This is a genomic window from Mucilaginibacter gilvus (assembly GCF_004054195.1).
Classification (GTDB): domain Bacteria; phylum Bacteroidota; class Bacteroidia; order Sphingobacteriales; family Sphingobacteriaceae; genus Mucilaginibacter; species Mucilaginibacter gilvus.
In genome coordinates, this window is sequence record NZ_SBIW01000001.1 from 180,009 (window position 1) to 194,738 (window position 14,730).

Here is a 14,730-nt window from a genome sequence, read left to right on the forward strand (position 1 = left end):
GGCTATCCTATGCTCAAAAAACTCATCCTTATTGCTTTGGTATTTACTGCCACCTATACTAATGCCCAACAAAAAACACCACGCCAATTGTTCCCAGGCCTGTTCGAAGCGGTACAGTCTTCAGATATATTCCCTGATAATAAAACCTTTGTGGATTGTACGCCCAGGTATGAGCCGAGCCAGATCATGAAGTCGTTTAACGAGCAAAAAGGCAAAACCGGTTTCAACCTAAAAGAGTTTGTGCTTTTTAACTTTACGCCGCCAGCCTCGCCTACCCATGCCTTCCAAACCAATATAGAGGAGGGCATCCGCAAGCATATCGATACCCTTTGGCAAGTGCTGCAGCGCAAGCCCGATGCGGGTTCAAAACTTTCCTCCCTCGCCGCTTTGCCCAACCCATACATTGTGCCGGGTGGGCGTTTCCGCGAGATCTATTACTGGGACAGCTACTTTACCATGCTGGGCCTGCAGCAAAGTCACCAGGAAAAAGTGATAGGAAACATGATAGATAATTTTGCTTACCTGATAGATACTTACGGCTTTATCCCTAATGGTAACCGGGCTTATTACCTCACCCGCTCGCAGCCGCCTTTCTTCGCCATGATGGTGAACCTATTGGCTAAAAGCAAGGGCAATGCCATTCTTACCAAATATCAACCACAACTGATTAAAGAATACAACTACTGGATGCTTGGCGCCACCACACTTGCCAAAGGTAAAGCAACGCACCGCGCCGTACGCATGGCTGACGGTACGCTACTTAACCGCTACTGGGACGAAAGCGACGAGCCGCGCGAGGAATCGTACATCAAAGATGTGGATGCCGCTAAAACCACCAGCGAGCCGTTACCTGTATTTTACCACCATATCCGCGCAGCAGCAGCCTCGGGATGGGATTTTAGCAGCCGCTGGTTTACCGACCCGGCTAAAATAGGCACCATCCAAACTACCGACCTGGTACCTGTAGACCTCAACTGCCTGATGTATAATATGGAACTCACCATCGCCCGCAGCTACCAGGTAAAAGGCAATGCCGCGCAATACAACCTGTACACTGCCAAGGCCGCCGCCCGCAAAAAGGCTATCCTGAAGTATTTTTGGGATGAAAAAAACGCCTGGTTTAACGATTATAACTGGACGAACAACCAGCGCAACACCATACCAACCCTCGCAGCTGTTTTTCCACTGGAGTTTAAAATTGCTACTACTGCGCAGGCAAAAAAGGTTGCAGACGGCCTGAAAGCCAACTTCCTGAAACCGGGCGGTCTGGTTACCACCTTAAACTTCAGCGGCCAGCAATGGGACGCCCCAAACGGATGGGCGCCCCTGCAATATATGGCTATAGACGGACTGGAAAACTACAACCACCACGAACTGGCCAAAGAAATAGCCACCCGTTGGATGAACCTCAACATCCGCGTTTTTAAACAAACCGGCAAACTACTGGAGAAATACAACGTGGTTGATACCAGCCTCACCGCCGGCGGCGGCGAATACCCCCTCCAAGACGGTTTCGGCTGGACGAACGGGGTGTTATTAAAACTGATGAACAAGTACAATTTTGAGGAGAAGAAGGGGGAGTAGTTAGAGGTTAGAGTCTATGCACCTTTGATCGCTTGTTTTAACATTCTGAAAAATTCTTTTAATTCAAAAAATTCGAGTTTCAGACAATTTTGGCGATGCTTTCAGCCCGGGCTATCCACTCCAACTCCTCATTCCGTCCCCACTGATAGAAGTGGGGACTCCATTCCGGGGTTTCCGCTCCTATCCCTATCGCGGTTTTTTTTTCATTGGTTGTAGAGACGCAATATTTTGGATCTGCTAATCTGCTAACAAGAACCCATAAAAAAGACGCGAAGTATCACGTCTCTACGCAATTCAAACGATGCATTTCGGATGCAGGCCTGAAATATGCCTAATAATCTTGTCTCTGGTTATTATGATTTCTCAGGCAACTTAAGGTTCAATTGCGTAGTATGTTTAATCTCTTGTAACACAATGGAACTTTGCATTTTAACAATGTCTTGTATTCGTGTTAGTTTTTCAAAAACGAATTTGTTGTATGCGTCCAGATCTTCCAGCACAAATTTCAATAAGAAATCGAATACACCGCCCAGTGAGTAACATTCAGTTACTTCATCCAGCTTTAAAATTTCGTTGGTAAAGCGTTCAATATGCTCCGCATTATGCACATTTAAGGATACGTTGCAAAATATAACCAACGGCAGCCCAACTTTTTTATGATCTACCAGTGCTACGTATTGTTTAATAAAACCATCTTCCTCCAGCCGCTTTATCCGCTCGTAAACCGGTGTTTTCGACATATTCACCTCTTCGCATAGCTCGGTAATATTAAATTTCGAGTTTTTTTGTAAGGACTTCAATATCAGCAAGTCCGTTCTGTCTAATTTTGCCATAGGAATTTTTACTGCGGTACCGGTTAAAATACAATCAAAATAGTAATTATTACCGATAAAGATAATTTTTCAGGATAAGTTACCCATTTGAAAATAATAATAGTTTATAATACCAATTTTACCTAAAATTAAGGAATGTATACTTATTCATATCATTTAAATATCATGGCAAATAATTTAGCCCAAATAAACATTGGTAAAATAAAAGGAGCAGACATCAACGACCCGGTAATGATTGATTTTGTTAACCAGCTCGACGAGATAAACTCACTCGCGGAACATAGCAAAGGCTTCGTTTGGAGATTAAAGGGCGATTATAATAACGCCACTGATGCGAATGCGTTCGATGATGTGCAGATAATCATTAACATGTCGGTATGGGAGAAAGTGGACGACCTGAAAGATTATGTTTACAATACCAAGCACAGGGAACTACTCAAAAACAAGCGCCAATGGTTCGAAAAACTTGATCGCGTTTTTATGGTGTTATGGTACATCCCCCAGGGCCATATTCCAACAATAGATGAAGCGAAAGCGCGCCTTGACTATCTGCAAAAACATGGGCCTACACCTTTTGCATTTGATTTTAAGTCCATGGCGATTGCCGGCGTTGAGAGCGCCGCCAACGACGAGAAAACAATGGGGAAATAAAATTACTTGGTAAAGTTGCGGTGAGGCACCGCAACTTTACCAAGTCTACTTCACTGTATAAGTTATCTTGCTCACGCCTACACCGGTTATTTTAAGCGATTTCCAATTAGCAGGCAGCTTGCTTTTTACCTGCACAATGCCGGTTGTTGTAATATCCAAACCACCGAAACCCATTAGCATGGCCTGGATAATACCGCCTGCGCCGGTGGCAAAGTATGGGTTGGTGCCGCCTTTTGTTTCTGCTATCACGCGGAATGGCGGGTTAAGGTTTGGTTCGTAGGCATCTTTAAACCAATGGTAGGCCTTTTCGCCGTTGCCGAGGCGGGCGTAGATGAGTGCGAACACGCCTTGTGTCATGGCTGGGGTACCTTCGTTCGGTACGCGGGTTTCGTAATATTCCAGATCTTTTTTTATCTGAGCCGGGTCGGTGATGGTTTTTAGCGGGTATGCTAAAAGGTTTACGTCGGCTTGTTTAATGCCTTCGCCTTTATATTGCGCATGTTCCTGGGTTACACCATTGTCCATTTTGAGGATGGGGATGTTATTAGCCACGTTCATCCAATCGGGATTGGCAGTTATACCCAATATTTTAGCGGCAGCAGTGGCATTTTCTAAGTTAACCTGCGCTGCAGCGTTAGTGAAAGCGTTGTTATCGATATTCTCGGCCCATTCATCAGCGGCAACCACGTTTTTAATATCATAGTGCCCGGAGCCGTTGCGTTCTACACGGCTCGCCCAAAAATCGGCAGTGGCAGAGAGCACCGGCCAGCCTTTTTCGCGCAGCCATTCTTTATCCTGCGTTACGCAGTAGTAATTCCAGGCGGCGTTGGCCACATCGGCGGTTATATGGTGCTCAAAAGGACCACTCAATGCCCAAACAGGTGTTTCCTCTACCCCGCTGTCGGCACTTTCCCAGGGGAACATGGCACCTTTATAACCATGCGAGAAGGCATTCTTACGGGCATTCTCCAAACGTTCATAACGGTACTCTACCATCGACTTCGCTATTTCGGGGTGCAGCACCAGCATGGCCGGGAACATCCAAAGGTCGGTATCCCAAAATACGTGGCCATTATAACCCAAGCCAGACAGACCCATTGGTGATGGCGATAAAGCTGTTCCTTCACGAGAGAAGGAATATAAATGGTACAACATGCTGTGCACATCCTGTTGTGCCTGCGCATCACCTTCTATCTGGATATCGCTTTTCCAAAGCTCGTCCCACGCTTTGTTGTGGAACTGGATCAGTCTGTCCTTGCCTTCCAGCAGGGCAAAAATGGTTAAGCGCTCGGCCTCATTCAATGGATCGGCGTGATGGGCGGAAGTGATAGATGAACCCGTTACCCCATAAGAATAGGTTTGCCCTGCTGCAATTGGATGGCTAAACTTCATCAGGTGCATGTTGTTATCCCACATCTCGTGGATCACACGTGGTTCTTTGCCATGCTCCTCGTTAAACAAAAACGAAGTGGAAGCACAAAGTTGCAGCTTGCCGGTCGGGCTTTTGGCGGTAGAGGTTAACAGGCTGATGGTTACATGCGGCCTGTCTATCTCGTTATAATAATTCTCTACCTGTTTTAAGGCATCGGGTGCTTCCATCACGCTGGCAGCGGTAATACTGATAGGTTTTTTTGCGGTTACAGCCACATCCATCAACACGGTGTACGGAAGTTGTCTCAGCGAATAGTAAGTGTATTTGATACTGGCTTTATCGCCATAATCAAACGTAGTGGTCATGGCGGCGTGTTGCATATCCAACTCCTGCTTAAAATTGCTCACCATTTTGGCGTCCAGGCGTTTGCCATCCACCTCAAGGTACATATTTAGCAGATTAAAGCTGTTTAAAAAATTACTTACCCGGCCACGGCCATAAAGATCGTAAGCACCCGCGAGCACTACGTTTTTTACTTTAAATGGCTCTGGCGAGGATACAATACCGATCATCCCGTTGGCAACGGTGATGCCGTAATAATTTGCAGGGTCAATTTTATCTGCCTTGATTACCCAGGGATTTTGTGCAAATGCCCCAACCGATGCCGAGAGGCATATCAACAAGCTAAACAGCGTAACTTTTCTCATAAAATGCGGACTATTTTATCTTTAACTGCAGTTTTTTGTTCACCAACTCGCCAATTTTGCGGCCCTGTTGATTACCTACATCGCAGGCAATTTTATAGTGGATGCCGCCATAAACGCGCGACATAGCAGCCTCCATAGCCGCAGCGCGGAACGATGTGAATTTACGCGGCGCTATCCCAAATTCCGACTCCGAGGAATCCGTGTACGCAATATTGTCGCCAAAATCGTGCGTTAATACTTCGGCGGCTGCTGCAGATATAACTGCGTGACCACTAATATATTCGGGGAATGGCGGGGTTTGTATATACGTCTTCCAGTCCGGGTTTAACAGTTTAGTTATCACCGTTTCGGGGCGAACGCTATTGGCCTTATATTTTACATACCAGCAATTAATAAAGGCATCAAACAGTGCAATAGATGTTTCGGCATAAGCCGCCACAGTAGTGCCAAAATCTGCCTTTTTAATACTTGAACCATAGCCGGCAATGTTCATCCAGTGGCCGCCAGGCGAGAATTTCTTAGTGCCAAACATGGCATGGCCAACCACGGTTAGCTTAAAAGCATTGTCGTCCCAAAAATCGGCCATGTGCTTTTGTTCGGCGGTCAGGCTATCTACCAGCGTTTTAACTTCTATTACGCTTTTGTAAAAAACACTGTTCTTATCCGTCATGTTATAAGGCGGAGGCTCTGGGGCAGCTATCTGCGAAGCAGAATCTAAAACCATCGGGCGAATCTCCCCCCAATGCGGCTCGAGTGCCTGGGCGTACATGGGCGGGGTGGGGATCCAGCGGCCATCTTTACGCGTAACAGTATATTTACTTGCAGAGCGGGTTTGCGCATAGTGATCTGTCTTGCTCCAATTCATAATGTATTTGGCAACCGTATCCGAGTAGGCAACGGTATTTTCAAATACGTCAGATGGCATACCGGCATCTTTGGCCTTTTGCTTCAGCTCATCTACATAGGTTGACATGCTGCCTTCAGGAAAAGTAACAGCATTGCCCACGAAGCAGAATGATAATAGAGACGCGAATTGAAAATCTATCACCTTGTCTTTAGGCGGGGCAGGCGTAGCGGGTAAGTGTTTTATCTGGCCGGATAAAGAGCGGAAATGCGTGGAGTCGCCTGCGGCAATTACCTGGTAGGCTGCAATATTGGCATAGACGTAATTGCGTGAACCAATAACAGGCGGAAAATTATTTTCGAGCACAATATCGTTCAGTTTTTTCACCGTGGTGCGGTACAGTTCGGGGTCGTGGGTAACCTTTTGATAGTCAGCTTTCTTACAGGATGTAAAAGTTAAAATTGCACCGGCAAGCAATAACAGGAAACGGTTCATAATAGTGTATTGGTTTAAGAAAAATACCCGGCAAGCATGTAACGGATGTAATTGGTTTTTCTATGTTTACAAGCTAATATAGCGTTTTTATAACAATTGGCAGGCATAAAAACTGTTTGATTTTAACTCCCCTAATTACTTACTTTTGCATCACAAAAAAGCGCTTCCGCTTGTTGAATTTTATCTTTTGTTATTGATCTTTTTATGAAGAAACCGGCTCTGTTAGTACTCGGCATATTGTTGTTAGCCTTTATCAGTATCTATTTTATTATCCCGCAAAATATTACTGCGACAAGTACGGTTACGGTTGATGCTACCGACGGGAACGTTTTTAAGTTCCTGGTGAAAAAAGAGGCTTGGTATAAATGGTGGCCCGGCGAACACGACCCGAAAGACAGCAACCTATTTGCATACAATGGCATGATGTACACCATCAAGAAGGATGCAAACAGCTATATAGAAGTAATTATCAATACCACCAAATTAGAATTGGATAGCAAAATAAACTACCTGGCGGCAGATGACGGGGCCACAACAATAAGCTGGGAAGCCATAAAACAAAGCAGCCTTAACCCATTTGAAAGAATATCAGAATTTGTACGGATAAAAGCCGAACAGACCGATATGGATAGCATCCTATCCCGCTTTAAACTATTCATACAAAAAGACTCGAATGTTTACGGATTGGGTATAAAAATAATCAAGGTAAAAAACGGCATTATGCTGGCTACAAACATGGTAACCAAAACCCCTCCTTCTGTAGAAGTGGTGAATGGCATGGTAGCAGATCTGCGGAAACAAATAGCAGCCCAAAATGCCACTGAAACTAATAAGCCGATGCTGAATATCAACAAGGTTGATGATGGCGAATACCATGTTATGGTTGCAGTGCCTATTAATAAAGAGATAAAACCGGGTGCAAATTCGGTAGTCAACAAGATGGTTGTAGGAGGTAATATTCTTACCACAGAAGTAAAAGGCGGCAGGAATACCATAGACAATGCCATGGGGCAACTGCAAAACTTCCGCAAGGACTACAAGCTTACGGGTGTTGCCATGCCATTTGAATTGATGATCACCGATAGAACCATGGAAAAAGACACCAGCAAATGGGTAACTCAATTATACTGGCCTATACTTTAGTTACCTGGTTACCAGCAGCATTTTTCCTTCGTAAGTAACTACAACATAACCTGCGCCCGTGGCGGTTTTAACCGGTTGTGGGGCACTCATTTCCTGGAAGTTGAATAACGGGTTCACCCAGTACTCAGGCAGCGAGAGTTGTTTGCGCTGCTTATCGTAATGCATGGTTACTATTCCCAAGGCATCATACTTGCCCTCGTAAGGCACCACACCCCAAAAGTTTCCGTTCAGCAAAACATCACCCTGTTTATTATTAAGCGGCAAGATAGAACGGACTGGCGCTTGTTGGTACAGGTACGGCAGCTCGGTTACGGCTTTAGCATGTAACACATCGCTAATAAAAACACTATTGAACTGGTTGGCAACCAAGCGCTTGTCGTTATTTATTTTGTCCTTGAAAATCTCGTCGGTTGTTTTATCGGCCATTTTCTGAAAGCTTAAAAACTCCTTCTTCAAATAAGGCAGTTCCTGTTCAAGGTCGTTCTTTGGCCGGAAGGGATAGTATTTGCCTTTATAAAAATAAGATAATACAAGATCGTTCTTGCCATCGTTATCCAGGTCCTGGTTGTAACCGTAAAGGGGCTGCGTGGCGGATACATTGTACTTGCTGTTTTCGCCCCAGTTACCCGCTATCAGGTCGGCTTTGCCATCACCATCCAAATCGGTAATGGCGGCAGATTGCCACCAGCCTTTTGCATCATCTAATAAAGGCAGGGAGAATTTTTCCAGCTTTTTATTCTTGTTAAGGAAAATCTGTACCGGGCTCCATTCCGATGAAACGATGATATCATCAACACCATTGTGGTCGACATCGCTTGCCGAAATACCGGTGATATACGGAATGCCGGTAAGTTGGGCGAAACTATTTTGGGGTGCTATCGCGAAGTTCCCGCTACCCTTATTCAGCAGCACGCCGCCCTTTGCCGTTGTGGTATAATCTGTAAATGATACAGCCGCTGTAAAGAACAGGTCCTTTAGGCCGTCGCCATTAAAATCATACACAAATATTTTTGCCGCCGCATCTTCAAGCTTTGGCAAGGCCTTGGATTCAAACTTAAAGCTTCCCTTATTGATGTAGAGACGAGGTTGCACCCTTTTACTCGGATCGGCAAGCGGATGGTTGGCGCTCATCACCAGCAGATCGGGCAGGCCATCATTATTTACATCGGCCCAATGCGCTTCGGTATCGCCATAATCTTTAAACGCGGCAAAGGCGTCAACCGTAATTTTGGTAAAACCTCCCGCTTTATTGCCGGCCAAAATATATTTTTCGTCGCCCGCTATGCCGCCTATGTAAATATCATCCAGTCCGTCTTTGTCTATATCAGCAACCTCAACCGTCGGCGTATGTGGCAAATAAGTATGTGGCAGCAGGTTGTAATAGTTAAAATCGGGAGTATCGTATTGTTGCAGGGTAGCCAGCACACTTGCTTTTACGGGCACGCTTGTAAATTGAGCGTCTCCTTTTATGTAGCCGGTGATCAAAGCGACCATATCTGTAGTGGATTTTACTTGTGCTTTATTATAAGTGATCAGCGTTTTTTTGTTGGGACTGAAGTTTTTGATGAGCTGGTGCGAATTATCCGGCCAAACCACCATCAGCTCCACGGGCTTATCGCCCGGTAAAAAGGTAAAGGTGAGGTTGTTATTTTGTGTGCTTTCATAAGCGGTGCTGGTTTGAATTTCCTGGTGGTCGAGTTCTTTTGTGGAACGCATAAAGAATTTTGTACCAATACCATCCGGATTTAAACCCGTGTATTTTACGCTGAAGTTGAGGTATATGGGCTTAGCTTCTCCGTCCTTTACGTTCTCCATCGTCATGTTTTGATAAATGAAAGCTGGTGCATCCATATTATTAGTCACCATATCCAAATCGCCGTCGTTATCCAGGTCGATAGCCACCGCTCCGGCAGATACCGAAGTATCGCGCATATCGTTCCCTTCGGATATATCGGTAAACTTCAGTTTATCGCCGCCGTGGTACAGATAGTTATGCACCTGCCCGTCTGGCATCAGGTTGATTTTTTCCTTATCAAAAAAACGACTGGTTTTAAAATCCTTGATCACGTTAGGGTCGCCCAAATATTTCAGGTAATCCATATCGTTAAGGCGCTTTTTGATGCCGTTGCTAAAGAACATGTCCTTACGGCCATCCATATCAAAATCCTGCACCAGGGGCGACCAGGTCCAGTCCGTTGCAGACATGCCCGCATACAGGCTCACATCCACAAACTTATTGCCGTTCCCTACATTTAATTGCAAGCTATTTTTTGAGTACTGGTAATAATACCCCGCGTTCACTTCCTGATTGTAAATATCCAGCGGTTCATCATTAATGGTAGATTTCAGCACTTTCATCTCCTCGGGCAGCATATCCGTACTGATCACATCCAAATGCCCGTCCTTATTTACATCACTAATGGCGTTCCCCATGGAAAATAAGCTGGTGTGCCCAAACGCGCTTTTCAGCTCTTCTTTAAAAGTACCGTTTCGCTGGTTTACGTAATAGTAATCCTGCTCAAAAAAATCGTTGCTTACGTAAATATCATCCCAACCATCGTTGTTAAGGTCGCCAATGCTGAGGCCAAGCCCGTACCCTATAGGTGCCGAATAGATGCCCGAACCCTGAGTTGCATCCACAAACTTCCCATTATCATTCCTGAATAAGTGGTCGCCGGCATCGTGGCTGTATTTAAAACGCTGGGTAGAATCGCCGTAGGTATCGTTGCTGTGTACCGATGAGGTGAGCAGGAACATATCCAGATCGCCATCTTTATCGTAGTCAAAAAAGCTCGCCTGAGTGGAGAAAGCCGAAAAATCGAGCCCGTATTTGGCTGCCGATTCGGTAAACGTTAGGTTCCCATTATTGATATATAGCTGATTTTTACCTTTAAAGCCTTTGAAATTGGCTACTACGCAAACGTAGATATCTTTGAGGCCATCGCCGTTGATATCTACTACGGTTACACCGGTTTTCCAGTTGCCGGTTCCTTTTAGCGCCGCTTTTTGGGTAATGTCTTCAAATTTAAGCCCCCCTTTGTTAAGGTATAGTTTGTTTTCGCCCTGGTTGCTGGTAAAGTACAGGTCTTCCAGGCCATCGTTGTTAAAATCGGCAGAGGCCACGCCGGCCCCGTTGTAGAAGTACAGGTAATCCAGTATGTTAACCGAATCGCTCACGATGTTGTGGTTGATGAAATCGAGGTGGCTATCTTCGGTGGCTACCAGTTTAAAAATACCGTCACCTGCTTGTTTTTTCTCGCAGGAATTAAAAAAAGCGATGCAGGCAACTATAGCGCAGCAAACCGCCACGGTAGACTTTAATGCAATGCCCGAAGTATAAGGTAAGCGTTTCTTGCGCTTTGCTTTTTTCATTTTATAAATATTCCGGGGTTTCCACCGTTAGTTCACTCACTTTATCGCCTGTATTGAGCGTACTCGCCGACTCAAACAACATTACATGTACCTCTTCTGCAGCTACTGGTTTATGCTCCGTACCCTTTGGTATGATAATAAAATCGCCTTGCTTTAGCTCTACAACTTTATCGCGCAGGTGCATTTCAAACGCCCGTTCACCACCAAAAACATTTCATCTTCGTTATCGTGCTTATGCCAAACAAACTCACCGGCAAATTTCACCAGCTTAACGTGCTGGCCATTTAGCTCCCCTACAATTTTGGGGCTCCAATGTGCAGAAAATTGCGAAAGCTCATGGTTGATGTTTACTTTTTGTACGCTCTTAATATTCCGCTCACACTTAATGCAATTTATATGCTTTTAGCTTATCATCATTCAATCCAAATAAAAAGTATTTTTCGCCCCTACTGTTTTTTATCATCAGCGATGAGCGTATTTGCCCGGTTAGGTTTATACCGCTTTGTGCTGGCGAAATATACACAAATCCGCTTTTAGTATACTTATAAATTTGCCCGTGGCTGGCATCTAACCGCCCTACCTCGGGTTTAAAGCCATAAAAGTTACCGCCTAAGATGATAGAGGGCACACCGCTATTGTCCAGATCATCGCATAAGATTGTATTTACATTCGATAGCTGCGCATTATAAGGCAAGTTCTGCACCATAAACTTGCCACCATTATTGATAAATACTGCCGAAGCAAGGTAATTCATCTCATGCGTCTCGGCTCCTTCCAATTGGTCGTTGGGGAAGATCTCGTTAAATGGTTTTCCGGCGTAGTCGGTATATTTGAGGTATTTCTTTTTCAGTATTGGCATTTGCCCAACCAGATCGGGCTTCATGTGGAATACATAAGGTACGTGGTCACTTTTGTACATGGAAGTAACACATTCTTTAGTGCCGTTCTTGTCAAAATCTTTAATATATATTTTCATTGGCTCCTCAAAAGATGCTTTGAATTTCACGTTCAGGCCAATATTGCCTGCAATAATATCTGGTTTGCCGTCGCCGTTAATATCTGCAATTTGCAGGCTGCTCCACCAACCCTCGTATTTATCGAGCTGCTTATCTTCGGTGAACTTGCCTTTATCGTTCTTAAATATTTTTATGCCCATCCAGTTACCAGCTACTACAAGGTCCGCATAGCCGTTGCCATCAATATCCGCCCATTGTGCAGCGGTAACCATACCAAGTTTGGTATCGGTACCCAAAACCTGCGCCGATACATCGTTAAAATGCCCATCTCCATTATTATGAAACACGTACGACTTTGGCGATACGCCGTAGGTACCCGGCACACTTCTGCCACCTATAAACAGATCGGGATGACCATCTTTATCATAATCGCAGGCCATCACTACCGATGCGTTTACCGGGGCAGTGAGCGACTTTTGTGCGTTGCGATGCAGATTACCCTTGCCATCATTTTCGTAGAACCTTGGGAAGTAAACGGGCGTTTCAGCCTCATCTTCGTTACCGCCTACGCCTATAACAAGGTCCTCGTCGCCATCTCCATCGAAATCGCCAAAGGCCGCACCCGCGTTTTCCAGGTAGCTTTGTTTACCCAGATCCTCTGGCACATAAATATGGAAGCGGCCATTTTTTTGCTGGATGTAGATAGACGCCGGGTTATCTTTTGAACTGCCGAAGTAAAAATCTTCCAGCCCATCTTTATTAAGGTCGCCCTTGGCCATGTAAGGGTTATCGGTAGAGAGCATTTGCAGCATCAGGCGCTCGTTATCAAAATCGATAAAGCCATTTTCGATGTGTGTTGGTACCGAATCGAAAAGCGTTTTAGCTACGTCGGTAAACATGGGTTTCGCCACCTTTTTGGTGAAATCATACTTTAATTTGGCATCCGCAAATTTATAGGTGTAAACCTTATTGGTCTGCAGGTTTTTAGCAACCTGGTATTTACCACCCGGCCAAATAACCTGTACAGAATCTACCCTGCTTCTTATCCCTAATCCGATGGTGATCAAATTGGGCGATGTGCTGCTTTGAAACCCCCGGGTTGGCTGCTGGTAATAAGTCAGCGCCTCGCCTTTGGCAAATACTTTTATAGTGCTGCCAACGCCAAAACGATTTTGCCCTTCGCCTTGCAGCTTAAATTGTATAAAGTTATTCTTTAACGTTTCCGCGTTGTTTTTGTAGATGAAGAGCGGCGAGTTTACGTTATTTACAATAAGGTCGTTATCGCCATCCCCGTCCAGGTCGCCATAGGCGGCGCCGTTGCTGAATGATGGATCATCCAATCCAAACTCCTTTGCCTTGTTGGTAAAAGTAAGGTTATGATTGTTGGAGAAGGCGTAGTTGGTAAGTGGTGTAGACACCATCTTGTCGGTAAAATCTTTATAATCGAAGCTTTTCTTCTGGGCTATCTTATCCATATTTTCGCGATTGCCCAAAAATTCGATGTAGTCCTGGTCTGTAAGGTCTTTATATATGCCGTTGGATACGAAGATATCCTTCCAGCCGTCGTTATCCATATCAAAAAACAGGGCACCCCAACTCCAGTCGGTTGCGCTTACGCCTGCATTAAACGCTACTTCAGAAAAAGTGCCATCGCCATTATTTAGCTGCAAGCAATTTTGCATGTACTGGTTAAAGTAACCATCGTGCTGTTTTAGTTTAATTACATCGAAGGATTCGAACGAGGTCATCTTTTTCAAACGCCTGTCGCCCTCGGGCAGCATCTCGGTAGTAAAAATATCCGTATAACCATCGTTGTTAATATCAGCAATATCCGAGCCCATTGATGCTACGCTCAGATGGCCTGTTTCCGCTTGTATGTCTTCTTTAAAATTGCCGTCTTTTTGGTTGATGTAAAGGTAATCGCGTTCAAAAAAATCGTTAGATACGTAGATATCCGGGTAGCCATCATTATTTACATCGGCAACGGATACGCCAAGCCCAAAGCCAATATCGCTGCTGAAGATGCCTGCGCTTTTTGTTACATTGGTAAAATGGCCGGCATCATTGCGGTACAGGCGTGCACCGCCCAGTTCGTTCACCACCGCACGCAGGTTTTTGCTAAAATCAAACGAGCCTATTGGCCTGAAGGAGTTGTTTAGGACAAAACAATCCAGGTCGCCATCGTTATCATAATCAAAAAATATGGCCTGGGTAGATAATCCGTTATCCACCAGGCCATATTTAGCGGCCTCTTCTTTAAAAGTGCCGTTGTGTTGGTTTATAAAAAGTTCGTTGCCTTTCCTATCTATAATATTGCCACTGTGGCAAACGTAAATATCCAGCCAGCCATCGCCGTTAATATCAACCATGGTAACACCAGTGCTCCAGTATTTGGTACCCTTTACGCCTGCCCTGGCTGTAATATCTTCAAATTTCCAGTTGCCTTTGTTAAGGTATAACTGATTGCCGCCCTGGTTTGACGTAAGGTACACATCATTCAGCCCATCATTATTAATATCGCCAATGGCCACGCCGCCGCCATTATAATAGTTGCGAAACGTAAATACGTTGGTACGATCCTGCTCGTTTAGTTGATTTACAAAATTCACGCCTAAACTGCTGTTATCCTGCAGTGAAAACAGCGGATTATTGACGCTACTTTTACGGCACGACAATAAGGATACAGTAATGAAAACTAACAGTATTAGGGGTGTTTTTTTAACCATTGCGGGGCGCAGAAAAAACAAACGTAGCGAATTTCTTCGCTACGTTC

The 14,730-nt window shown here is 44.9% G+C and carries 9 protein-coding genes; 3 read left to right on the forward strand and 6 right to left on the reverse strand.

Annotated features, from left to right (window positions below; translation table 11 throughout):
* Nucleotides 1-9: 9 nt before the first annotated feature.
* On the forward strand, nucleotides 10-1,584 hold the full coding sequence (gene treA / locus EPL05_RS00885) for an alpha,alpha-trehalase TreA (RefSeq protein WP_128531628.1): 1,575 nt from the start codon (nucleotides 10-12) through the stop codon (nucleotides 1,582-1,584).
* Between the two features lie 353 nt (nucleotides 1,585-1,937).
* On the opposite strand, the gene EPL05_RS00890 is transcribed toward treA, so the two are convergent.
* Nucleotides 1,938-2,417, reverse strand: a complete 480-nt coding sequence (locus EPL05_RS00890) for an Lrp/AsnC family transcriptional regulator (protein ID WP_128531629.1) — start codon at nucleotides 2,415-2,417, stop codon at nucleotides 1,938-1,940.
* A 165-nt stretch (nucleotides 2,418-2,582) separates the two neighbouring features.
* Here EPL05_RS00890 and EPL05_RS00895 point away from each other — a divergent pair, with 165 nt between their 5' ends.
* The gene (locus EPL05_RS00895; protein ID WP_128531630.1) at nucleotides 2,583-3,068 is read left to right on the forward strand and encodes a DUF3291 domain-containing protein; all 486 of its coding nucleotides are present in this window, start codon (nucleotides 2,583-2,585) and stop codon (nucleotides 3,066-3,068) included.
* 45 nt (nucleotides 3,069-3,113) lie between these two features.
* Here the strand turns inward: EPL05_RS00895 and EPL05_RS00900 are convergent, their stop codons facing one another.
* Nucleotides 3,114-5,147, reverse strand: coding sequence for a glycoside hydrolase family 65 protein (locus EPL05_RS00900; RefSeq protein WP_166727601.1), 2,034 nt, complete (start codon nucleotides 5,145-5,147; stop codon nucleotides 3,114-3,116).
* Between the two features lie 10 nt (nucleotides 5,148-5,157).
* Nucleotides 5,158-6,486, reverse strand: coding sequence for a vanadium-dependent haloperoxidase (locus tag EPL05_RS00905; RefSeq protein ID WP_128531631.1), 1,329 nt, complete (start codon nucleotides 6,484-6,486; stop codon nucleotides 5,158-5,160).
* Nucleotides 6,487-6,690: 204 nt separating this feature from the next.
* Here EPL05_RS00905 and EPL05_RS00910 point away from each other — a divergent pair, with 204 nt between their 5' ends.
* Complete coding sequence (locus EPL05_RS00910; RefSeq protein ID WP_128531632.1) at nucleotides 6,691-7,629, forward strand: GyrI-like domain-containing protein; 939 nt, start codon at nucleotides 6,691-6,693, stop codon at nucleotides 7,627-7,629.
* Here EPL05_RS00910 and EPL05_RS00915 read toward each other — a convergent pair whose 3' ends face one another.
* From EPL05_RS00915 to EPL05_RS00925, 3 genes are all read right to left on the reverse strand, one after another.
* Complete coding sequence (locus EPL05_RS00915) at nucleotides 7,630-11,001, reverse strand: FG-GAP repeat domain-containing protein (RefSeq protein WP_128531633.1); 3,372 nt, start codon at nucleotides 10,999-11,001, stop codon at nucleotides 7,630-7,632. It abuts the gene before it with no gap.
* A 1-nt stretch (nucleotide 11,002) separates the two neighbouring features.
* On the reverse strand, nucleotides 11,003-11,185 hold the full coding sequence (locus EPL05_RS24155) for a cupin domain-containing protein (protein WP_208394645.1): 183 nt from the start codon (nucleotides 11,183-11,185) through the stop codon (nucleotides 11,003-11,005).
* A gap of 198 nt (nucleotides 11,186-11,383) precedes the next feature.
* A complete protein-coding gene (locus tag EPL05_RS00925) occupies nucleotides 11,384-14,566 on the reverse strand; it encodes a VCBS repeat-containing protein (protein WP_166727602.1) in 3,183 nt (1,060 codons plus the stop codon).
* Nucleotides 14,567-14,730: the final 164 nt, after the last annotated feature.